The sequence below is a fragment of the Parapedobacter lycopersici genome (assembly GCF_024643285.1).
GTDB lineage: Bacteria > Bacteroidota > Bacteroidia > Sphingobacteriales > Sphingobacteriaceae > Parapedobacter > Parapedobacter lycopersici.
In genome coordinates, this window is the sequence record NZ_JAMSLW010000004.1 from 366663 (window position 1) to 391101 (window position 24439).

A 24439-nucleotide genomic window follows, 5' to 3' on the forward strand; every position below is an offset into this window, starting at 1 on the left:
TGCTTAATTTTGATTCAAAAGTAAAAAAACATAAATATAAATCCACAAAATACCCAAAAAGTGCCAGAATAAGGAAGCAAGCCCCATCCGGAAGACATTGCTAACCTGGGGAATATTCCGGATCCGTCCGATCAATGCCCGAACCAGAACCACAATACCGGCAACAATGTGTGCCAGGTGCATCCCCGTGAAAATATAAATGAAAGACTGTGAAGCATTGCTGTTTACGAAAACAACGCCACGGTCTGCCAATATCCCCCATGCATGCACCTGCATCATAAAAAAGCCGATCCCCAATGCGATGGTGACTGCCAACAGGCCTTTTTGCCGGCCGAATGCCATTTCCTTTGCTGCCTTCTGGGCCAGGTACATCGTTATACTGCTCACTACGATCAATGCCGTGCTGTATATAAATGCATCCGGGAGTATGGTTTTTATCCCCTTGTCTATCCCCCCTTGGGTATACACAATAAACCCACTTGATAACGCAGCAAACACCATGAACATTCCGATCATGCCCAGCCACAGGTTAAACCGTTTTGCCTTTTGCTGGGTAAGCTGTTCTTTATCTTGCGTATATTGCGCCATAGCGATCATAAGGCTGTAAAATCAAAAAGTAATATCAACTGAATCAATGGCAAATACAGGAACGAGGTAAACATCACCTTCCGTGCGGAAGCCACATCACGATGCAGGAACAATTTTAAACCGTACCAGCTGAACACCAATGCGCCGATCAATGAAACAGCCAATACGAAGTAACCGCCAAATCCCAGAAAATAGGGCAGCAGACTGACCGGCACCATCAGTAGGGTTGAAAACAACACCATAAATGCCGATACCCGGTCTTTCTTCATTGTAGGCAATAGCCGGAACCCGGCCCGTTTGTAATCCTCATCAAGCACCCAGGCAATCGCCCAGAAATGCGGGAATTGCCATACAAACTGAATAACAAATAACACCAGCGGGATAATCACAATTGCCGAAGCATTATACTGACTGTATGCGGCCAGGTCATTTTGACTGAACGCAGCATAGTAGCCAATCAGCGGTGGCAAAGCGCCGGGGAAAGCACCGACAAAAACGGCAATCGGCGATTTACGCTTCAATGGCGTATAGAAAAAGGCATACAGTAAAATCGAAAATACGGATAACAGGCCAGCCACAAAATTCAGGGTGACCAGTGTATACGTTCCTGCGATTCCCATCAGTAAACTTAACACCAATGCCTGTCCGGTGGTCATCCGGCCGGCCGGAATAGGTCGGTCAGCCGTACGTTTCATCAACCGGTCAAGATCACGCTCGATAATTTCGTTGAAGCCATTGGCCGATCCGGTTACCAGAAAACCACCGGCTGTCAAGATCAGCCAGTTGATCCAATTGATGTCGCCCTGTTGTTTACTGCCGATCAAAAAAGCAATCGACGCAGAAAACACCACGGTCATGGTCAGCCGCATCTTAACCAACTGCTTAAGGTCGGCTACAAACTGCTTCACCTCGGCAAAAGCCGCTCCCCCACCGTGCCGTCCAACGACGGCCTCCCCACCAAGCTTTTTGTCTATTTTATGATCCGACATGTTACAACTTCCTTTTCCTCTCACCGGGCTGTTTTTCCCAGCAAAAGCATTAAATAATACTGTGCACCGAATAGCAGACTGGCAAGCACCAGGTGTGCCGTCTGTGCAAACGGCGGTATATTGAACCGATCCAATATCACCGCACTGATGATCTGTAACACCAGCAGGGCCAATAAAATATTGGTAAACCTGCTCTGGGGTGTATTCGGTGCAAACCTGGAGCGGACGACAAAGAACAGGAACACGATTACCATCGCTGTCACAATGGCCAATGTTCGATGGATATCAAATTCACTCCCCAGCAACCCCAGCCATTCGCCCCGGGCGGTACTGGATGACGATATCAGGTCAATCTGTTCACGCACACCCGTTCCGATAGCTACCTGCACCACAATCAACACCAGCGAAACTCCCGCCAGCCATTTTATTCCGGCTGATGTGTGATTCATCAGGAGGTCCTTGTCGCGCAACGATCGCGCCTTGAAATACGTATAGATATTGATTCCAAGGATCACCAGCGCCAGCAGCATATGAACGGTAATAATCCAGGGCATCAGGTTGGTGGAAACCACAATGGAACCCAGCCAAGCCTGGTAGCCCACGGCGAACACGTTCACCACGCTCCAGATAAAAATTCGTTTCTTCGTTTTAAAGAACGTAAAAGAAAAAAAAGCACACAACAACAACAGAAACCCCGTAATTGCACCTGACAGCCGATTGATATACTCTGTCCAGGTTTTCGCTGCGTTGAACTCCTCGTGCACGAGAATGCTTTCATCGTGCCTGATCCGATTTGCCAGTGTACTGTTCCCGAACCGGTCGAGCATGTTGGCAAAACGTTCGTTCTTTTCCTTTCTCCCGGCGATATATTTTTCTTCATATCCCTCGGGTAACTGTGATACATCCGTAGGCGGCACCAGCCTGTCGAAACATTTCGGCCAGTCGGGGCATCCCATGCCCGAGCCTGTGCTACGTACCACCCCTCCTGCCAGAATCAGCACAAACAACGAGATGATCGTCAATTTGTTGATGCGCAAAAAGCGCTTCTCGGCAGGTGGCAGCATAATTTCCTTGCTAACAACCCTCGCGCAGTCCCATGGGCCCAACACCCATTGGACTTCGTTGGGCGGTTTCTATTTATTCCGTTTCTTTCTCCGTCTGTGGCTTATTCGCCAATTCCCATTCCCGTTGGATGCGCTCGGCTTCCTGGTCTCCCTCAAAATCATGTGGCAGGTTGGAACTCATCGTTTCCGAGAAAGGCACCGTCTGCGGAATGAAATCCTCGTGGTGGCCGGGCTTGCTGTAATCATATGGCCAGCGGTGAACGGTCGGAATCTCGCCAGGCCAGTTGCCATGGATGTGTTCCACCGGTGTTGTCCATTCCAGGGTATTTGCACCCCATGGATTCTGCGTAGCCCGCTTACCAAACCGGATCGATCCGAAGAAGTTCCACAGGAAAGCGACCTGGCCGAGTCCGGCAATAATAGCCGACCAGGTAATAAAGACGTTCACGGAAATCCATTTCTCCATAAACGGAAACTCTGTAAATGCATAGTACCTCCGGGGTACACCGTCTATCCCCATAAAGTGCATGGGGAAGAACACCATATACGCCCCGATGAAAGTCAACCAGAAGTGCAGATAGCCCAACTTTTCATCCATCATCCGGCCGAATAGTTTAGGGTACCAATGGTAAACCCCACACAGCATTCCGAAAATGGATGCCGATCCCATAACCAGGTGGAAGTGGGCAACAATGAAGTAGGTATCATGCAGGTTGATGTCCAATGCGGAGTTACCTACATAAAGTCCGGTCAATCCACCGGAGATAAAGAAAGACACCATGCCAATGGCAAACAACATAGCCGGGGTAAAGCGAATATTGCCCCGCCATAACGTAGCCAGGTAGTTAAATACCTTTACGGCAGACGGCACCGCAATAATCAGCGTCGTAATCATGAACACCCCGCCAAGGAACGGGTTCATCCCGGTCACGAACATGTGGTGCCCCCAAACAATAAACGATAACGTAGAAATACCGATCAGGGAGTACACCATCGCGTGGTAACCGAAAATTGGCTTCCTCGAGTTGGTGGAAATCACCTCGGAGGTCAGGCCGAGTGCCGGCATTAATACGATATATACCTCAGGGTGCCCCAGGAACCAGAACAAGTGCTGGAAGAGAACGGGGCTACCGCCTTCATAAGGTAAAATCTGTCCCTGGACCACAAGGTCCGAAAGGTAAAAGCTGGTTCCCACACTCCGGTCAAATATCAGCAGCACAACGGCAGCAACCAGTACCGGGAACGAGAACAACCCCACAATTGCAGTCAGGAAAAGTGCCCAGATCGTCAAAGGCATCTTCCAGAAACTCATCCCTTTCGTACGCATATTCAATATCGTACTGATGTAGTTCGTTCCACCCAGAATCTGGGAAATGATAAACAGCACCATACTGGTCAGCCACAACGACATACCCAGTCCGGAACCGCTGATGGCCTTGGGAATTGCCGATAGCGGCGGATAAACCGTCCATCCCGCACTTGCTGGGCCACTTTCAACAAAAAACGAAGAAATCATGACCACACATGCCGTGAAGAAAAACCAATAAGAAAGCATATTCATAAACGGCGATGCCATATCCCGCGCACCCAGCTGATACGGGATGAGGAGGTTGGCAAATGTACCGCTTAACCCGGCCGTCAACACGAAGAACACCATGATGGTACCGTGTATCGTGACCAACGCCAGGAAGAACTCCGGATTAATCCGGCCGCCTTCTGCCCATTTTCCAAGGAAAACCTCCAAAATAGGGAACTCTTTATCCGGCCAAGCCAATTGGAGCCTGAATAATATGGATAATATCATTGCAAAAACAGCCATGATAATACCCGTAATCAGGAATTGCTTCGCAATCATTTTGTGATCTTGGCTAAATACATATTTAGTCCAAAAGGATTCATGGTGATGTCCATGGTCACCGTGGTGGTCCACACTATGAGCGCCTGCGCTTGTTATATTTGACATATCTAACTATTAAATACTTTAATCCTCAATCCATTAGTTTGCGGTAGCCAGCAGCTTGGCGTCCTGTTCGTTTTCTGATTCCGCTTGCTGCGATACCTGAAATTCTTTTCTCAATTCTTCGGTAAAAAAGTAAGGTTGCTCATTGAGCCATGCCTGGTATTCTTCTTCTGTTACCACCCGTACCCGCTTCTGCATGTTATAGTGTCCGCCGCCACAGATCTTGGCGCACAGCATTACGAAATCATAGTTATAATCGCCCAATTTATCACGCATCTCTTCCGTGGTAATGGTGGGAGTAAACTGGAAGTAAGTCTTCATCCCCGGTACTGCATTCATCTGTACTCTGAAGTCAGGAATAAAGAAACTATGCAGAATATCCTTTGAGGTAATCTGTACGCGCACAGGTTTATTAACCGGCAACACGATTTCCGAACCCAGTTGGTCATCCCAGCTGTTCTTGTCGTTAAAATCAATTCCAAGGCCGTTCAGCGGGCTGGTCAATTTGTAGTTACGTTCGCCGATTTTTCCATCCCGGCCCGGGTAACGGACGGTCCAGGCAAACTGCTCGCCCGTCACTTCAATAAGCAATGCATTCTGTTGGTCTTCTTCGGAAACGTTTGTAATGCTCCGCCAGGTAAAGAACCCGAACAATACCAGGATCGTCAACACCACCGCAGGAACAATGGTCCAGATTTTCTCGATAGTGTTGTTATGCGGATAAAAATAAGCTTTGCGTGTCGGCGTAGCCCGGTATTTAAAGGCAAAGCCGAACAGGGCAATATGCGTAAGCACCAATACAATGGTAATGATTACGGTGGTCACCAGGAACATGATATCGATCTGCGCACCATGTTCCGTGGCCGCAGCCCGCCAGGCCTGCGTGCCGTGATGGGCGTAAGACCAATACACGCCGTACAGTCCGGCGATCAGGGAAACCAGGAAAAAGTAGGCATGGAAACTATACATGTAGTATTCGGCATCCAGGCCGTTCATTTTCCGCGTAAGTTCATATACCTTCAGTATCCGGCCGATTACCGCGACCACCACACAGATCAAAAAGAAGAGCAGGGTATAGTAAAAGAAATTAGTATATACCTGCGGATCGATGTTCAGTTTACTTTCGGGTTCCACTGCCGCCGCAGGTGCTGCAGCAGCCTTGCTTACCGCCGGTGCTACCGCTGCCGTGTCGGCAGATGCCGCTGTATCCGCGGGCGCCGCATCTCCGGCGCTGCTTACGGCAGCAGTCGTATCGGTAACGCGTGCAGCTGTATCAGCCTCCTGAGAAAATGCCCTGCCTGACAGCCCCATACTGATGCTCAATGCCAGTATAAAAACCGTCTTCAAATTGATATATTTTATAAAGCCCATTTCTAATAATAACGATAATACTAATGTCTCTTATTCTACCAACTTATATTTGATGATGTAAACTTTCCTCCAAGAAGGGGTGTTTTGCCGGTGCCAGGGCGTGTTTACTCAGTTTATTGAGTACCAGGAAGCTAAACAGTCCCACAAAACCCAACGCAGCGCCGATCTCGATCCATCCGAATCCGCGGTGTGATTCCACCGTGCCGGGCATCACCATGATGTAATAATCAAGCCAGTGTCCGGCTAACAGCAGGATACATACAAAAGCGAGCATGTTCCGGTTGCGGACAAAGTCGCGATTGACCAGTATCAATACAGGTGCCACGAAGTTAATCAATATATTAATCCAAAACCAGGGTTTGTATTCCGGTTCCCAGCGTTTGTAGAAATATACCGTTTCCTCAGGGATGTTGGCATACCAAATCAGCATAAACTGGGCAAACCATACATATGTCCAGAAAATGGAAAATCCAAAAATCAGTTTTCCAAGATCGTGCAGGTGATTTTCATTTACCCATGACAGGTAGCCCCTTTTATTCAACTGGATAATAATAAGCGTAATCACACACAGCCCGCTTACCCACATGGCCGCAAAATTGTACCAGCCAAACATGGTCGAAAACCAGTGCGCTTCCAATGACATAATGGTATCAAACGACCAGATCGGCGTGGTGAAACCAAAGATCACCAGGAATAACGCGGACAGCTTAAAGCTCTTCTTATAAGAGTTCAGGCTTCCGTCCATGTCTTCATTATAGGAGTACTTGGCCAATAACCAGGAGCATATGCTGTAAGAACCCATGAAAACAACCTGACGGATCAGAAAGCCGGGCGCGTTCAAAAATGAAGCCTTTCCGGCTACCAGCGCATCGTAATTCGGGCTTTGCGGATCCGTAAGCCCTTCTGCATACCAATGATGATACAAATTGTGCGAAAATAATCCGCCGATGATGATAACCAACAGCAACAGTGCGGCGATCGGCAAAACGCTTGCCATTGCCTGGGGAATGCGGATAAGGCCCGATGACCAGCCGGATTGGGTGACATACTGCACCGCTAAAAAGAAGCCGCCTGCCGCGCATACGCAGGTAAAATAATACCCCATCAGCAACAAGTTGGCGTACGTACGCTCCACCATAATGTGGTCACTGGAAAGCAGACCAAAAGCAATGGCCACTACGCCCACAACGATGGCGACCAAACTCAGGGTCTTTGCCCTTCCGGTGAACACAAACTGTTCGGAAAAATTATAATCGTGATGATGACTGTGAGTTCCCATTTAATATAGCTGATATAATATTAATTCTTTTGTAATTCCCTAACGTACATAACTACTTTCCAACGCTCTTCGGGCGACAGCTGGGAAGCATGCGATCCCATCATATTCAATCCATATGTAATCGTGTGGTAGATCTTACCATCGGTTAACGCTGCCATTGCACCTCCCCTGGATGAATTGATCCCATCACTTGCAGCATACGAGGGCGGCGGCGGGAAGTTTTCCAGCATTCTCCGCTCCGTAGACGTCACCAGTTCGCGGTCCTTCGTGATCGGTCCGTCCCCATGGCCTTCCGGTCCGTGACAAACGGCGCAGTAGGTTTGGTATAACGCTTCTCCTTCTGCCAGGGTCTTTTCTGTTCTTGCCAATGGATTTACCAGTTCAGCACCGGCACGTTGGTACCCTTCCATGGTATTGGGGTATTCGAATCGCTCGAATCCCACCGGCGTGGTATTGGCCGGAGGTGTCTGTGCTGTCTTTCCGTCCTTGAAATTGTTGTTCGGTTGGTCGGGATTATAGCCAATAGGATCGTACATATTTCTCGAGAATTCCCATCCCCTGCTGCGCGTCGTCCCGTCGCCGCAAGCACTGACCACGGCAGCAATAGCCACCGCCGCACTGATCGCTCCAAGAAAATTCTTCCTATTCATAGCTAACATATTTTCTTTCATTGTACTTAACTTCAACCGCACCCGCTTCTTTCAGCAGATTCGCTATCTTTTCATGATCGGTGTTTTCCCGGGCATCAACGGCAATGATAAACCGGTCGTCCGACGCCCGCAGGTCCATTACCCTGGGGGCACGTCCCGGGAATAAGTGATTCCGGAAGAAAAAAGTAGCTACCATACCCAGGGCACACAGCAGAATGGTTACCTCAAACGTTACGGGCACAAAGTTTGGCAGCGGCAAAGCCGGCTTTCCACCGATATTCATCGGCCAGTCGTATGTCATGGTATAATACAGGAGACTGAATCCGAGCATTGTTCCCGTAATACCGAAACAAAAAGCGGCGATCGGCAGCCGTGAAGGTCTCACGCCAAGCTTGGCTTCGATCCCGTGGATCGGCATCGGTGTAAAGCAGTCATAAATCCCGATGTTGTTTGCTTGCAGCCTGTCGATCCCATCCATCATTTCATCCGGATCGGCAAAACTTCCAATGATATATTTTGTATTGCTCATTGCTATTTGATTTCTAACTCTTTAATATCTTCTTCCGTTACGGAATCATATTTCGTCAACGAGTTCCTAAAGAACTCAACCTGCTCCGGATTCAGGTGGCCTTCCTTAACCAGCTTGGTCTTCTGCTGTAAGCTCGCGCTCTTCAGCAACAGTTTCACCTCGGCAATGGCAATACTGGGGAGGAACCGCAGGAACAAGAGGAATAAGGTAAAGAACACACCGATGGAGCCCACAAAAATCCCAACATCCACCCAGCTGGGGTAGAACATTGCCCAGCTTGAAGGAAGATAGTCACGGTGAAGGGACGTCACAATGATGACAAACCGTTCAAACCACATCCCGATATTCACCACAATGGACAATACCCAGGAAATCGGAATGCTGGTCCGGATCTTCTTGAACCAGAACAACTGGGGGGAAATCACGTTACACGTCATCATCGTCCAGTATGCCCACCAGTAGGGGCCTGCAATACGATTAGCAAACGCATACATTTCATACTCCGATCCCGAATACCAGGCAATGAACAGCTCCGTCAGGTAAGCGATACCCACAATGGATCCCGTTACAAGAATGATCTTGTTCATTGATTCGATGTGGAACATGGTAATGTAATTCTCGAAATTGAGGACCTTACGCATGACCAGCAACAGCGTCTGTACCATGGCAAATCCGGAGAATATCGCGCCTGCCACAAAGTATGGCGGGAAGATCGTCGTGTGCCAGCCCGGGATCACGGAAGTGGCAAAGTCCATGGATACGATGGTGTGTACGGAAAGTACCAGCGGGGTGGAAATACCGGCAAGGATCAGCGAAACAATCTCAAACCGCTGCCAGGTCTTTACCGAGCCATTCCATCCGAAAGACATAATGGAATAAATCCGCCGTTTCAGTCCCGCAGCACGATCGCGTACCGAAGCGATGTCCGGCAGCAGACCGCAGTACCAGAAAACCAGCGATACCGTAAAATACGTTGAAATAGCGAACGCATCCCAAACCAGCGGAGAGTTGAAATTCACCCAAAGCGACCCAAATTGATTGGGCAGCGGGAAAATCCAGTAAGCCAGCCAGGGGCGGCCCATGTGCGCAACCACATACGTGGCGGCACAGATTACCGCAAAGATCGTCATCGCTTCTGCTGAACGGTTAATGGAGTTCCGCCAGTTCTGACGGAAAATCAACAACACGGCAGAAATCAATGTACCGGCATGACCGATACCTACCCACCATACGAAGTCGGTAATATCCCAGGCCCAGCCCACGGTTTTATTCAGTCCCCAGGCGCCGATACCGGTCCAGAAGGTATAACTTACACTGACCACCCAAAGCAAGGCTCCCAAAGCAGCCAGCGTAAATCCGATCCACCAAGCCTTATTCGGCTTGTTTTCTACCGGAAGCAGAATATCATCCGTCACTTTCGCGTAGGTAATATCCTTCCCGGTTATTAATGGTTCTCTTAATATTGATTCGTTATGCGATGACATAGTATGTTATTTCGAATTAAGCCTCAAATGTATTTCTCACCTTGGTCATGTAACCGACGCCTGGCTGTACGTTAAGTTCTTCCAGTACGTAATAAACCCGTTCGTTACGCAATGCCTTGGAAACTTCCGAATTCGGGTCGTTGGCATCTCCGAAGATAATGGCATTGGCTGAACATGCTGCGCTGCAGGCCAGCTTAATGTCTCCATCCTTCAGTGGGCGTTGCTCAATTTTGGCCTGGAGCTTACCTGCCTGGATACGCTGGATACACATGCTGCATTTCTCCATCACCCCGCGGGTACGGGATACCACATCCGGATTCAGTACCAATTGGGTAAACTCGTTATTCAGGTAATTGTCAAACCTGGAATCATTCCAGTAATTGAACCAGTTGAACCGGCGCACTTTGTACGGGCAGTTATTTGCACAGTACCGGGTACCGAAGCAACGGTTATAGGCCATGTGGTTCAATCCTTCTGAGGAGTGTACGGTAGCCAGTACCGGACAAACCGTTTCACACGGCGCGTGGTCGCAGTGCTGGCACAGCATCGGCTGGTGCACTACGGAAACATTTTCCAGGTCTTCAAGCCGGCCGATTTCATCCTCTTCGGTGTACGACTCGCCTTCCTGTTCAATGGTATAGTAGCGGTCGATACGCAACCAGTGCATTTCCCGGCGGCGGCGCACTTCATCCCGGCCAACAACCGGCACGTTATTCTCAACGCTGCAGGCCACGATACAGGAACCGCATCCGGTACAGGCATTGAGGTCAATCGCCATTACCCATTTATGTCCCGGTTCTTCGTATTTGTCCCACAGGTCATACGTCTTATGCGAGTCGGACCAGCGGCCTGTGTTGTGGCTTGGATCTTCCTTATATTTTGCAAAAGTTGTTTCACGGATGATATTACGCCCCTCAATGGTGTGGTGCGTCTGGGTTTGGGCCAGTTCGTAAGATCCGCTTGCTTTGTTCAGTTTCGCGGTGGTATTAAACTGCAGCGTTCCATTAACGATTTTCGCGAAAGGATATGCGTTCTGGCCGACGTTATTTCCGGCTTTACCCACTTTGGTCCGTCCGTATCCAATAGCAATGGATACAGTTCCCATCGCCTGTCCCGGCTGCATCAGCACGGGCAGGATAACTTTATACCCGTTTTCCCCTTCTACTTCAACTACGCTGTTTTCACCCAGTCCGAGCGACTCGGCAAACTTCGGGTTCAGCGCCGCGTAGTTATCCCAGGTTACTTTCGATATCGGGTCCGGCAGTTCCAGCAGGAATGCGTTGTTTGCCTGGCGGCCGTCGCGAAGCGCGATACTTTGATAAAGCTGCACTTCCACATCCTTGGCCAATGCCTGGCTTTGTTTTGTAATCGCAGCAGCGACACCGGCAAGGCCCGACGTATCAAACGTATAAGTACCTGCGGGCGCATCGCCCTTATATTCGAAACCGGTCTGCAGCACATCCTTCCAGGTTTTGCTGCTGCCGGCCAGGATATTCTGCTCCCAGTTTGTTTTTACAAATGTGTAGTAGTCTGTCGTGTCACCGGCCCATATCAACAGGCTCTGTTCTGCCTGGCGGGTATTGTAAACCGGATTAATGGTAGGCTGTACGATGGTGTAATATCCGCCGCGCGGATGGGCATCGCCCCACGACTCAAGGAAATTATGGTTTGGTGCAATGGCATCCAGCTCCGAAGCCGTCTCATCTTCCCGGTCGGCAAAAGAAAGCTTGAACTTAATTTTGTCCAGCGCCGCTTTTACGGCTGCTGCATCAGGGTGATAGTACAGCGGATTGCTGTTCAGGAAAAATGCCACATCCACATCGCCCCGGTTCGCTTCAGCCAGAAATGCGGAAAATGCTTCCTCATCTCCTTTAAGCAGGTACGAAGGATTATCCAGGTCAATCGTGCCGCCGTAGCTTCCCAGTGCCACATTGATGGCGTTGGTCAGCGTCTGGATGGCGATATCATTAGCGCCCGATACGACAACAGCACGGCCCTGCGCCTGCCGCAGTTCCTGCGCAACCAGTTTCAGTGCAGTCTGTGCTTTGCTGTTTGAAGACAGTCCTCCCGGCAACGAGCCGCCGGTAATGGCATTATACAATGCGATCAGCAGGGGTCCTTCTTCGGAAGGTTTGATGGCTACACGTACGTCGGCATTGGAGCCCGTAAGGCTCATGCCCCCTTCAAACTGGATATGCCGCGACATCCGGCCCTTTTTCAGGCTCTTGTAATCGCGGTTGGAAATGTATTGCTGTGTATGTTCTTCGCCGCTTACCCAGGTACCCAGGAAATCGGCAGCCACGCTGACAATTACATCAGCGCGATCAAAACGGTATTGCGGCACCACTGCTTTTCCAAAACTTTGTTGGTTTGCCTTGGTTATACCACTGTATGAAACGGCGTCCACTTCAATTAAGCGGGTCGTTGGATATTTCTCAGTAAACCGGGCAACCGCCGCAATGGTGGACGGGCTGTTCACGGTAGAAGCAATAATACGGATCTGCTTGCCGGCTGCTGCCGCACTTCCCAGCGCGGTTACCACCTGCGTGTCCAGCTCATCCCATGACGTATCCGTTCCGTGGAACTTCGGACCCTGCAGTTTCGCCTGATCGTAGAGATCAAGCACCGCAGCCTGTGTTCCGGCATCTGTTCCGCAGTTCAGTCCCTGTGCTGCCGGATTAGCTTCCAACAGAATGGGACGGCCTTCGCGGGTTCTCACCAATACACTCTGGCCATTGAAACTGGATGCATAGAAGTTCGGTATACCGGGGGTAACTTCCTCCGGTTTAATCAGGTACGGAATTGATTTATGCAACGGGGTGCGGTTACAGGCCGCCAGCGTTACGGCGCCCACACCAAATCCCAGTGCTTTAAGAAAATCGCGACGCGGCGTTTTCGTACTCAACCCAGCTTCATTCAATACCTCCTCTACCGGAATCGATTCGGCAAACTCCCCTTTGCTTTTCTCCACAAAAGCGGGTGTCTGCTGCAGTTCTTCCAAACCTTTCCAATATTTCTTGTTGCTATCCATTTAAGCTATATCTAAGATTGCGTATTTCTAATTTGTATTTTATTAATAGTGGCACTTTCCACATTCCAGTCCGCCCAGCATGGCCGCGGTCACTTTCTCGCCTTTCTTCAGTTGCTCGTGTGCGGCAATCAGCTGCTCGTAATAAGCATTGTCGGCGTTTACTTCGGTCCGCTGGTGGCAGTCTATACACCATTTCATCGTCAGCGGCGAGTACTGGTATACTTCTTCCATTGTGTTGATCGGACCGTGGCAGGTTTCGCACTCCACACCGGCAACAACTACGTGCTGCGAGTGGTTAAAGTAAGCGAAGTCCGGCAGGTTATGGATCCGTACCCATTCGATAGGCCGTTTGTTCGGACCATATTCCATCGTTTCCGGGTTGTAATCCAGGGCGCGGTAAATTTTTGCGATCTCCGGTGAAAGTTCACCATCGTATTTCTCGCTCGCCGTGATGGCCGTATGGCAGTTCATACATACGTTGGCCGAAGGAATGGATGCGTTTTTCGATTTATAAGCCCCGCCATGGCAGTACGCACAATCGATCTGGTTCACCCCGGCGTGCAGCTGGTGCGAAAACTTGATCGGCTGTACCGGCTGATAACCTTCATGTACACCTACATTCCACAGGGTTTTCCAACCCGCCGAACCCAGGAATACCGCCAGCAACAGCACGGTAAAAAAGACCAGTTTCTTGTTCTTGGCCATCCGCTTAAGGGTAGCCATGTAATCTTTACCCGGCGCTTTTTCCGTCAGATCAGGGATAATGGGCTTGCTATTTACCAGTACACGCTCCAGGGTACGGATTACCTTGTTGAGCACTAAAATAACACCGAAAGCCAGTGCAATAACAGCTACCAGCCCGATGATCATGAAGTTGCTGGCGTCGCCGCTGGCTGCTGCCGCGCCACCTGCTCCTGCCGCGCCACCGGCTGCATCGCCGCCGGCCGCTTTTTTCCCTTCCTCTGCCTTAACGTATGCCAGGATGTTTTTGATATTGTCTTCAGAAAGCTGGGGGAAAGCCGTCATCGCCGCATTCGGGAACTGGGCATCCAGTGCCACCGCAGCAGCGTCACCCGAAGCAATCATGGCCGGCGCATTGTGAATCCACTTGAGCAGCCAGGCCTCATCGTGCCGCTCGCTTACACCCGCCAGTTCAGGCCCCAGAAACTTGCCAAAGACTTTGTGGCAAGTGGAACAGTTGGCCTTGAACAAGGTTTCGCCCTCTTTCGCATCCTGGGCCTGTAAGGTAGAAACCGCAAATAATAATCCCAACGCAACCGAAACGGGCTTTGCAAATCTTCCAAAAAACAATGAGATATTTCTCATATTGAGCACTTTATACTGTTTATGATGAATATAAAAGTTTGGGTTATCTGTGTGAATGGATTTACCCTTTTTTATTATTGCCACAAAAGTATAACTTATTGCTGTATCGATGACACTTTGATGACCTAATTTAATAATTTATAATCGTTCTAAATTGATCAAAAACGAAGATTTAAGCACATATAGCGTAATTTCTTTGAAAAAGTCATTCGATGCAAGTGGCCGATTTTGGTTCGTACATTTTGATTTTTCAATCGAATTGTTTAGTATCTGAAAACCGCGTTAAAGATACCTGGTTCACCGCCCGATAGACATCCCCGTATCCCCTGCTGCGGTCACCCGCGAGCCCCGGAGATGTGCCCATCTAAAACTTTTTTTCCTTTTTTTCGTATATTCGTATGGGAACTGTCCCGTTTATTTCCGCGGACGGCACCGGGTATTCCAGCAATGCCGGGCCCGCGGGTGGTTAACCCGCCGGCCGGGATAGCGAATAACGCCAATGCATGTCAATATGGGCACGAACAAACATAATGAATTAACCCCCGAAGAGGAGTACATCCTGGTGCATAAGGGCACTGAAAGGCCGTTTACAGGGGAGTTATTGCACAACAAGGCCAAGGGCACCTATGTCTGCAAACGCTGCGGTGAGCCGCTCTACCGTTCGGAAGATAAATTTGAATCGCATTGCGGGTGGCCCAGTTTTGACGACGAGATTGCCCATGCGGTCAGGCGCATACCCGATGCAGACGGCCGCCGGACGGAAATCGTATGTGCCAATTGCGGCGGGCACCTGGGCCATGTCTTCTTTGGCGAGCAGTTCACGGCCAAGAACACGCGGCATTGCGTCAATTCCCTGTCCATGAAATTCATCCCCGAAGTATAATAACGGCGGGCCCCGTTATTTTTTCAGTGAGGACTCCCTGATCAGCAGCGACGAGGGAAGCATCACCTGTTTCAATGCCCGTTCTTTACCATCGAGCTGGTTCAGCAGGATATTGATCAGTTCGTCTGCAATGGCCTCGATGGGTTGTGATACCGCGGTGATGGTCGGTGAAAACAACTTGAACAGCGTGTGGTCGTCATAGGAAACAACGGCGGGCATCGGTATGTCAAGCTGCTTGATGGCCTTTAGCCCCGAGATGGCCAGGTAATTGGTGGCAAAGAAAACGGCATCAGGTTGTTGTTCGGCCAGAAACGACTGAAAATCTACAATCGCGGCCTGTTCGTCGTGATTAACGTTTACCTTTTTTACATACGGCTGCAGCTTATAGGTATCGATGGCCCGCATATAACCATCCATCCGGTCGCGCATCTGGGTCTGTGAAGAGTACAGGGTTACCAATGCGATACGCTTATAGCCCTGCTCAGCCAGGTGGGCAGTGGCGTCATAAGCTCCTTTTACGTTGTCCGAAACCACATAGTTGGTCTGCAGATTCGGCAAATAGCGGTCGAACAGCACCAGCGGCAGTTGGCTGCTGAGCAGCGACTGGATGGTCTCCGCTATGCCTTCAGACGGCGTGATGATGTACCCGTCGACATGGCGGTCGCGGAAAAGCTGGACCAAAGCGATCGTCCGGTCGACGTCGTTGTCTGTGCTGCAATAAATAATCCGGTACCCCCGGCTGTAGGCCTTCGCCTCGATAAACCGGGCAATATTGGCAAAGAACGGATTGGAGATATCCTCGATAACCAGCCCGATGATTTTCGTTTTCCCCGTGCGCAGGCTTTTAGCCAATTCGTTGGGTTTATAACCGACTTTTTTCACGTGATCCAGCACCCGCTTCGTCAGTCCCTCACTGATCCGTTTTTCCTTGGCCTTGCCGTTGAGAATAAACGACACGGTGGTTACGGATATCCCCAAATCTTTCGCAATGTCACTGATGAGTATTTTTTTCTTCATATTTGCTATTGATGCCGGTTAATTTCACTGTTGCTTTTTACCTGATTTCCCTTTCCCAAAACAGGCATTATACCCCTGCCGCCTCCCTCACATCACTATCCCTTTTAGCAGAAAAATGCTTAACGTTTAGCACATCGGCAAACGTAGGCAATAAATTGAATTTATCCGCAAAATTTCAGCAAACATTTTCACTTATCGTAAATAATCCGTTAGTTTTACCAAAAAAGTATTGCTAACTTTATTTGGAACCAATTTTATGCTAATACGTTTAAGCGCCTGTATTTTGCTTTCCATCGCTTCGATATACTCCCGGGCACAGTCGCCACTGGCTTCCTATGTCGATCCGTTTATCGGCACGGGCGGTCACGGACACACCTTTCCCGGCGCCACCGTTCCCTTCGGGATGGTACAGTTAAGTCCGGACAACGGACGGCAGGGATGGGACTGGTGCAGCGGCTACCACTACAGCGATAGCCTGATTGCCGGCTTCAGCCATACCCACCTAAGCGGAACGGGGATTGGCGACTGGCTCGATATTTCCGTGATGCCGCTGACCACGCCACTGGCCGATACGGCCGCTCCGCCGAGAATACCGTTCAGCCATGCGGATGAGGGGGCTTCGCCGGGGTATTATCACGTTACGCTTGGCAACGGGGTCAAAGCAGAGCTCACCGCAACCGCGCGCTGCGGATATCACCGGTATACTTTTCCACAGGGAAGCGCTCCCACGCTCCGCTTCGACCTGGGTTTCCATGTCAATTGGGATACTCCCACGGAAACGCACATAACCATTCTCAACGACAGCACACTGGTAGGCTATCGTTATTCCACTGGCTGGGCCCAGGCACAGCGTATCTATTTCGCGGCGCGGACGTCCAAACCGTTCACCGGAACGATCCTGCACGACGGGCAGACGGCATCGGACATGACTGACATGGTAGAAACGTATGACAAAGGAGCGGGTGTGGCTGCACAGCTGCTGTTCGATCCTGTCACTACCGAAGCCATTGAGCTCAAGGTAGCGTTGTCCACCACCAGTTACGACAAGGCGCTCGACGAGCTGGATGCCCGGCCGCAGGAGGATTTTGCCACCGCACACCGTGTCGCGGAGGACCTGTGGGAACAGGAACTGCGGAAAGTCACCGTTAAAACGGATGACGACTCGCTAAAACGGGTGTTCTACACCGCTCTGTACCACACGGCCCTTGCACCTACCCTGTATGCCGATGCCGATGGTGAATACCAGAATGCACTCGGCGACGTGCATACGATGCCGGACGGCGCGCAGCGGTACACCCTCTTTTCCCTGTGGGATACGTTCCGCGCGCTGAACCCGCTGTTTACCCTCACCCAGCCCGGCCGGTATACTGACATCCTGAACAGCATGCTTGCCTTTCATGATGAAAACGGGCTGTTGCCGGTGTGGGACCTCAGCACCTGGGAGACGAATACGATGACCGGATACCACGCCATCCCCGTACTGGCCGATGCCATCCTGAAAGACTGGCCGGGACTGGATGCGGAGCGGGCTTACCGGGCCATGATCCGCAGTGCGCACCAGGACATACGTGGCGTACCGGATTACATCGAATACGGCTACCTGCCACAGGATAAAGCCGGCGGCAGCGTGACGGTTACGCTGGAATATGCATTTGACGATTGGTGTATCGCCCAGGTAGCCAAAAAACTGGGGAAGCATGCCGACTATGCCACTTTTATGGATCGGTCAAAGTCCTACACCCGGCTTTTCGATCCGGGAACCGGTTTCATGCGTGCAAAAACCAGCGATGGCAGCTTCGTGGAACCATTCGACCCTTTCTGGTCTGAACATAATTTTGACAAGAGCCAATACATCGAAGGGAATGCCTGGCAGCATACCTTCTTTGTGCCGCATGACATCCGCGGGCTGGCGGGCCTTTACGGCGGAAATGAAGCATTGGTCCGTAAGCTCGACGAACTGTTTGCCGCACCTTCAGCGATGCGGGGTGAAAACATATCGCCCGATGTAAGCGGTTTTATCGGACAGTATGCACATGGAAATGAACCCAGCCACCATATTGCATATATGTATACCTACCTGGGCGAGCCGTGGAAGACGCAGGAAAAGGTACGTCTCGTGCTTGATTCGATGTACCATGCCCGCCCCGACGGCTATGCAGGCAATGAAGATGCGGGACAGATGAGCGCATGGGCCGTCTGGAGCATAGCGGGCCTCTATCCGGTAAATCCCGCCAGCGGCGAGTATGTATTCGGCAGTCCGGCTGTCGATGAAACTACTTTCGCCCTGGCCGGAGGCCGTACGTTCACCGTACGCGCACTGAATAACAGCAGCGAAAACCGGTACATCCAGTCGGCGACGCTCAACGGTGAATCTTATGAAAAGGCCTATATCCGGCATGAGGATCTGGTGAAGGGAGGGGAACTGGTGTTAGAAATGGGTGCAAAACCCAGTAAACGTTTCGGACGGAAGCCGGAAACCTGGCCCGGGGGACTGTAAAACAAAAGAGCCGGACATCATGGATGTCCGGCTCTTTATATGCGGTAACAGTGCGTGCTTACGCCTCGTTCTTCTCGGGGCGCGGAATCAGCGCCTTACGGGAGAGCTTCAGCTTGCCCTGTTTATCAATATCCAGCAACTTCACTTTCACGATATCGCCCACATTAAAGATACCGTCCATGGTCTCAAACCGTTTCCAGTCGATTTCCGAGATGTGGAGTAACCCATCCTTACCGGGGATGATCTCAACAAATGCACCGAAAGGCATAATGGATTTGACCTTTCCTTCGTATACCTCACCTACCTCAGGTTTGGCCGCAATGGCCTTGATGCGCCTTACCGCATCATCGATTGCCGATTTGTTATCGGCAAACACCTGCACAACGCCTTTGCCGTCGATTTCCTCGATGGCAATTGTTGCACCGGTTTCCCGTTGCATTTCCTGAATAATCTTGCCACCCGGTCCGATCACCGCACCGATATATTCTTTGTCTATGCTGAAGCTAACAATACGCGGTGCGTGCGGTTTGTAGTCCGCGCGCGGCGCAGCAATGGTTTTCTGCATTTCGTTGAGGATATGCAGCCGGGCTTCTTTCGCCTGTTCCAATGCCTGGGTGAGCACTTCCCATTTCAGGCCATTGATCTTCAGGTCCATCTGGCAGGCAACGATTCCTTTTTCAGTTCCGGTTACTTTAAAGTCCATGTCGCCCAGGTGATCCTCGTCGCCCAGAATATCGCTCAGAATGGCGTATTTTCCGGTCTTTTCGTCCGTTATCAAGCCCATGGCTATACCCGATACCGGGGCCTTGATCTTAATACCGGCATCCATCAGCGCCAGGGTACCCGCACATACCGTCGCCATCGACGACGAACCGTTGGATTCCAGGATATCCGAAACCACCCGAATGGTATATGGGTTTTCGTCACCGGTAGGCAGCACCTGTTTCAGCGAACGCATCGCCAGGTTACCATGGCCGACTTCCCGTCTGCCGGGTCCGCGGTTAGGGCGTACCTCACCCGTTGAAAATGCAGGGAAATTATAATGCAGAAGGAACCGGTTATATCCGTGGATAAATGCGCCGTCGATCAGCTGCTCATCATCCTTGGCGCCCAGGGTTACGGAAGTGAGGGACTGTGTTTCTCCGCGGGTGAATACCGCCGATCCGTGTGCTGCGGGCAGGTAATCCACCTCGCTCCAGATGGGGCGTACCGTACGCGAATCACGGCCGTCCAGGCGAATGCCTTCGTTTAATATCAGATTACGGACGGCATCATACTGCACGTCGTGGTAGTATTTTTTTACCAGGAACGCGGTATCTTCGTCGAGTTCTTCGCCCAGTGTCTGAACAAATTCTGCACCGATCTGTTTAAACTGCTCGCTCCGGTCGTGCTTAGCCGATGCCGTTTTGGCCACTTGGTATACCTTATCGTAGGTAGCCGCAAAAATCTGGTCACGCAGTTCGGGATTGCTTGGCTCATGGCTATATTCCCGTTTGGCTGTCTTGCCCGCTAATTGCGATAGCTCAACCTGGGCAGCCACCTGTTTTTTAATGGTCTGGTGTGCAAATTCAATGGCTTCGACCATTTCAGCTTCGGAAATTTCCTTAGACTCGCCTTCCACCATCACAATATCCTGCGCGGTACCGGCCACAATAAATTCGAGTGTTGCCCGCTCCAGCTCGCTCAACAACGGGTTAATCACCAGCTGTCCGTCCACTTTCGCCACGCGCACTTCGGAAATCGGTCCGTTAAAGGGGATGTCCGATACAGCAAGTGCTGCCGAAGCGGCCAATCCGGCCAGTGCATCCGGCATAATGTCTTTATCTGCGGAAATCAGGGAAATCATCACCTGGGTATCCGCATGGTAATCTTCGGGGAATAACGGGCGCAGGGCACGGTCCACTAAACGGGAAATCAATATTTCGTAATCCGATAACCGGGCCTCACGGCGTAAAAACCCTCCCGGAATCCGTCCGGTAGAAGCATACTTTTCCTGGTAATCGACGGAAAGCGGCAGAAAATCTGCTCCGGGTTTCGGCTCCTGTGCAGAAACCACTGTGGCCAATAGCATGGTATCACCCTGTTTGACCACCACCGAACCGTCGGCCTGTTTGGCCAGTTTGCCGGTGGAGATTTCGATATGGCGTCCATTGCCGATATCGATTGTTGTTTTGATCTCGTTGTAACTCATCTGTTGTTTCAAATTCGGTGCACTGTTCGTCTTCAGGCAGTACACCATGGATATATTAGACTTTTTATTTGCTCACAAACATAACTAAATTGGCATTTATCTACAGTATATAAAATGCAAATTAGTCCATCCTTCATACGGCAGCTGAAACCAGCACCCCATGACTAAAAAAATAAAAAACCACTCACCCGCTGAACGGCGGACGAATGGCTTTATTGAAAATGTTAACTGAAAGCTACTTGATGATATCCCTCAAGCCCAATGCCTTAATTACGGCACGGTAGCGTTCAATGTCCTTGTTGTAGAGGTATTTCAACAAGGCACGGCGCTTACCCACTAACTTCTGCAAAGAACGTTGTGTGGCAAAGTCTTTCCTGTTCGTTTTCAAATGCCCCGTTAAATGGGCAATCCTTTTGGTGAATAAAGCCACCTGACCTTCCGCGGAACCAGTATTTGTTGCGCCTCCGGCAAATTCGGCGAAGATATCCGCCTTGTACTCTTTACTTAAATACATTGCTGTGAATAATATTAAAGCGTTAAAAAATTAATTAATTGGCTGCAAAGGTACGCCAATTTTTAATAGCCTCCAAATCACACCTTCACGTATATTTTCTTCTGATCCATCACGTAGCAGATTGCCCAGCAAACCCCGACAAAAACGAGGGCATAGCAAAGCGATCCGATTTCCGGCGGCCCCGGTACATGGGCACAGACGTTGGTATAAAACCAGCCGAGCGGTGTGGTATACAGGGTTTCCCCGGCCTCATTCACACCCGTGCTGATGCGGAACAGCCCCAGCAACCGCGGCAGCAGGCCACTGAGCACAAAAATAAACAATGGATTTTTACCAAAAACGTCAAAGAAGCGGGTAAGCCCGTTACGCACATTCAGCACTTCGATATACCAGATCATCACGCCGATGGCAAACAGCGCCAGTCCGGTAGTATACAGCACATAGGAACTCGTCCATATTTTCTTGTTGATGGGAAATCCAAGTCCCCAGCACAGACCCACCACATACAATAGCACTGCCATCACCAACAGACCGCCCAGCATCCGGTAAATAGACCCATCCCGGTTAGGCAACCTTGGCCACAGCCAGGATACTTCTCCCTTTTCCCTGATGTAGCGACCGGTCAGGTAACCGAATATGACCTGCACAATGGAGGGCAGGGTACTCATTAATCCCTCGGGTTCAAACGGCACCCCTTCACCCCGGTACAGGTGGGCAACACCGATTACCCACTGGTCAATGGCATTGCCGAACCAGCCCTGTAAACTGTAGGGATCTGCCCCCCCGAATACCGCACACAATACCCAGTAGAGCAGCAGCAGCAAGGCGGAAACAACAATAACGGATTTCTCCTTCAGGTAATAGACGATGATGGATGCGAAGCAATAGGCCAGCGCAATACGCTGCAGCACCCCAAGGATACGGATACCCCGCTCGGGATCTTCCGGATTAACCCAGTGCTTAAACGCCAGTGCATCGCCATCCCATTGCACAAACGGCCACCAGTTGATAAACAGCCCGATCAGAAAGATCAGCGCCGTCCGCTTCAACACTTTTTTCCAGAAGACCGCATCACCGGCTTCGCGGAGGCGGGGCATTACGAAAGCCATGGCATTGCCCACCGCAAAGAGAAAGAAAGGGAACACCAGGTCCGTGGGTGTCGCGCCATGCCATGCCGCATGCTCCAGCGGGGAAAAGATGTGTGACCAAGTACCCGGGTTGTTTACCAATATCATGAGTGCCACCGTGGCGCCCCGGAAGACATCAAGGGAATAATACCGTTGGTTCATTGTTCAGGGAATGAAGTTTATAATTTAGGTAAAGCTACAATTTTTTAAATAATACTGTTTTAGCCGATGCTATTTTTTATGCGTTGCCCCTGCTTTGCCATCAATCGGGATTCATACGCCCGTTTGTCCGGAATGAGGGCACTCCTGTCCGGGACTGGTTCGGGGTGAGTCCAGGGTGAGTCCAGGGTGAGTCCACCTTTTCCGCCACAATACTGGTGTCACCCTGCACACAGGCCGGCCACAACCCCAATTGATGGCGAAGCGGGCGCCCCGCAACCCCGATTAACCATCGAATCTGCCGGAAAGCCGCACAACGCGAGCCTACTTTTAATACCAAATACGGATAGGGATCCATCTGATGGCGACAGGAAAGCCAATGACCAGATTTAATTATCAATACATTACGTCATCTTATTTAATTTTTTTAAAAAGTATTGCGATAGAAATATTTATTTTATTAAGTTTGTGTTACATTTTAAAAACCAATTTTAACTTAACCAACCTGTGAAAAGACAACGCGAGGACCAGTTGCGGAAAACGGTATTCAAACTCCTTTACTATAAAGGTGCGCTTTCCTTAATGGAATTGAGTACGGGCACCAAGAAAAGCATCCCGAACATTACGAAAGTGGTTAATGGGCTCATTCAGGACGGGTATGTCGTTGGACAGGGGCTCGCACCTTCCACAGGTGGGCGGAGAGCGGTAAAATACCGGTTAAACAAAAAAATGAAACAATACATCGTCGTGGTGGCCATGGACCAGTTTGTCACCCGCATTGTACTGTACAACCTGCTTAATGAAACGGTTTATCCTGAAGCGACCATCACGCTACCCCTGCAGGATAACGAGAGTGCCTTTGACCAGCTCTGTGCATTTATTGACGATTACCTTGACGGATCGGCCATAGACCGTCGGCACCTATTGGGTGTTGGAATAGGCATGCCGGGGTTTGTCGATGTGGAACGCGGCGTCAATGCCTCCTATTTATACGAAGAAAATGAAACGGTTGGCCTGCGGGAGAAATTAACCCAGCGGTTGGGTCTGCCGGTTTATATTGAAAACGATTCAAGCGCAATAGCCATTTCAGAATTGCATTTCGGGGCTGCAAAAGGCATGAAGGATGTCATGGTGGTTAACGTGGGCTGGGGAATCGGGCTGGGAATGATCGTCAACGGGAGCCTGTTCCGCGGGCACAACGGATATGCGGGTGAATTCAGCCACATTCCGCTTTCGGATTCCAATAACCTATGTCCCTGTGGAAAAAGGGGGTGCCTGGAAGTCGTGGCTTCGCTGCTCGTGGCGGTGGAAAATGCCAAGCGGACAATGGCAGAAGGGGGAATATCCAGCCTGAGCAAGCTCTTCGCTGATAAAACCAAGGCGGAAGGTGACCACCTGATTGCCGCGGCCCGTAAAGGCGATCAATTAGCGATACGTGTGCTTACGGATGCGGCGTTTATGATGGGCAAAGGCATTGCCACACTGATCCACATCATGAATCCCGAACGGGTGGTGCTCAGCGGCCGTGGGGGAGCGGCCGGCAACCTGCTGCTGCCACCGGTATATCGCGCCATCCATGAATTCTGTATCCCCAAATTGGTGGAAAATACCGACATAGTGGTATCCAGCCTCACGTACAAAGCTGAGTTTCTGGGTGCAGCCAGTCTGGTTGTGGAGAATTGTATTCTTGAAGAAAAAACGATAACTGATCGAGCCGGGCAGGAAGTCTTAAGTGTTCCGTAACGAATCACAACACCTTTCAAACCTAATTATAAACAGC

At 50.5% G+C, this 24439-nt stretch carries 18 protein-coding genes; 3 read left to right on the top strand and 15 right to left on the bottom strand.

Translation table 11 applies throughout. The annotated features are described in order from the left end of the window. Positions 1-3: 3 nt before the first annotated feature. The 11 genes from NEV57_RS10780 to NEV57_RS10830 all read right to left on the bottom strand — a co-directional run bounded on the left by NEV57_RS10780 (position 4) and on the right by NEV57_RS10830 (position 14271). Entirely contained in the window at positions 4-588 is a 585-nt protein-coding gene (locus NEV57_RS10780; protein WP_257658331.1) for a cytochrome c oxidase subunit 3, read from the bottom strand. Between the two features lie 5 nt (positions 589-593). Then, positions 594-1496, bottom strand: coding sequence for a heme o synthase (cyoE, locus tag NEV57_RS10785; protein WP_257658382.1), 903 nt, complete (start codon positions 1494-1496; stop codon positions 594-596). Positions 1497-1597: 101 nt separating this feature from the next. Continuing rightward, positions 1598-2641 carry a COX15/CtaA family protein gene (locus NEV57_RS10790; RefSeq protein ID WP_257658332.1) on the bottom strand — a complete coding sequence of 348 codons (1044 nt, stop codon included), beginning with the start codon at positions 2639-2641 and terminating at the stop codon, positions 1598-1600. A gap of 73 nt (positions 2642-2714) precedes the next feature. After that, positions 2715-4496 carry a cytochrome c oxidase subunit I gene (locus NEV57_RS10795; RefSeq protein ID WP_257658333.1) on the bottom strand — a complete coding sequence of 594 codons (1782 nt, stop codon included), beginning with the start codon at positions 4494-4496 and terminating at the stop codon, positions 2715-2717. A gap of 141 nt (positions 4497-4637) precedes the next feature. Further along, a complete protein-coding gene (locus tag NEV57_RS10800; protein ID WP_257658334.1) occupies positions 4638-5948 on the bottom strand; it encodes a cytochrome c oxidase subunit II in 1311 nt (436 codons plus the stop codon). Positions 5949-6015: 67 nt separating this feature from the next. Further along, the gene (locus NEV57_RS10805; RefSeq protein WP_257658335.1) at positions 6016-7251 is read right to left on the bottom strand and encodes a quinol:cytochrome C oxidoreductase; all 1236 of its coding nucleotides are present in this window, start codon (positions 7249-7251) and stop codon (positions 6016-6018) included. Positions 7252-7271: 20 nt separating this feature from the next. Further along, positions 7272-7901, bottom strand: a complete 630-nt coding sequence (locus tag NEV57_RS10810; protein WP_307876426.1) for a c-type cytochrome — start codon at positions 7899-7901, stop codon at positions 7272-7274. Beyond that, positions 7894-8430: a DUF3341 domain-containing protein gene (locus NEV57_RS10815; protein WP_257658337.1), complete on the bottom strand. Its 537-nt coding sequence runs from the start codon at positions 8428-8430 to the stop codon at positions 7894-7896. The genes NEV57_RS10810 and NEV57_RS10815 overlap by 8 nt, the downstream gene beginning before the upstream one ends. A 2-nt stretch (positions 8431-8432) precedes the next feature. Then, positions 8433-9914, bottom strand: coding sequence for an NrfD/PsrC family molybdoenzyme membrane anchor subunit (gene nrfD / locus NEV57_RS10820; protein WP_257658338.1), 1482 nt, complete (start codon positions 9912-9914; stop codon positions 8433-8435). 16 nt (positions 9915-9930) lie between these two features. After that, positions 9931-12945, bottom strand: a complete 3015-nt coding sequence (locus NEV57_RS10825) for a TAT-variant-translocated molybdopterin oxidoreductase (protein WP_257658339.1) — start codon at positions 12943-12945, stop codon at positions 9931-9933. Positions 12946-12987: 42 nt separating this feature from the next. Further along, complete coding sequence (locus NEV57_RS10830) at positions 12988-14271, bottom strand: c-type cytochrome (protein ID WP_257658340.1); 1284 nt, start codon at positions 14269-14271, stop codon at positions 12988-12990. Positions 14272-14782: 511 nt separating this feature from the next. On the opposite strand from NEV57_RS10830, the gene NEV57_RS10835 reads away from it, so the two are divergent. Beyond that, positions 14783-15154 (top strand): methionine-R-sulfoxide reductase, encoded by a 372-nt coding sequence (locus NEV57_RS10835; protein WP_257658341.1) that lies wholly within the window; start codon positions 14783-14785, stop codon positions 15152-15154. A 15-nt stretch (positions 15155-15169) separates the two neighbouring features. On the opposite strand, the gene NEV57_RS10840 is transcribed toward NEV57_RS10835, so the two are convergent. Further along, a complete protein-coding gene (locus NEV57_RS10840) occupies positions 15170-16171 on the bottom strand; it encodes a LacI family DNA-binding transcriptional regulator (protein ID WP_257658342.1) in 1002 nt (333 codons plus the stop codon). A gap of 256 nt (positions 16172-16427) precedes the next feature. Between NEV57_RS10840 and NEV57_RS10845 the strand changes: the two genes are divergently transcribed. Next, positions 16428-18668, top strand: a complete 2241-nt coding sequence (locus NEV57_RS10845) for a GH92 family glycosyl hydrolase (RefSeq protein ID WP_257658343.1) — start codon at positions 16428-16430, stop codon at positions 18666-18668. A 58-nt stretch (positions 18669-18726) separates the two neighbouring features. On the opposite strand, the gene pnp is transcribed toward NEV57_RS10845, so the two are convergent. The 3 genes from pnp to NEV57_RS10860 form a co-directional block, all read right to left on the bottom strand. Next, the gene (gene pnp / locus NEV57_RS10850; RefSeq protein ID WP_257658344.1) at positions 18727-20859 is read right to left on the bottom strand and encodes a polyribonucleotide nucleotidyltransferase; all 2133 of its coding nucleotides are present in this window, start codon (positions 20857-20859) and stop codon (positions 18727-18729) included. A 235-nt stretch (positions 20860-21094) separates the two neighbouring features. Further along, positions 21095-21373, bottom strand: a complete 279-nt coding sequence (gene rpsO / locus NEV57_RS10855; protein WP_257658345.1) for a 30S ribosomal protein S15 — start codon at positions 21371-21373, stop codon at positions 21095-21097. 77 nt (positions 21374-21450) lie between these two features. Further along, complete coding sequence (locus NEV57_RS10860) at positions 21451-22662, bottom strand: acyltransferase family protein (protein WP_257658346.1); 1212 nt, start codon at positions 22660-22662, stop codon at positions 21451-21453. 504 nt (positions 22663-23166) lie between these two features. Between NEV57_RS10860 and NEV57_RS10865 the strand changes: the two genes are divergently transcribed. Continuing rightward, positions 23167-24402, top strand: a complete 1236-nt coding sequence (locus NEV57_RS10865) for an ROK family transcriptional regulator (protein ID WP_257658347.1) — start codon at positions 23167-23169, stop codon at positions 24400-24402. The last annotated feature ends 37 nt before the right edge of the window (positions 24403-24439 follow it).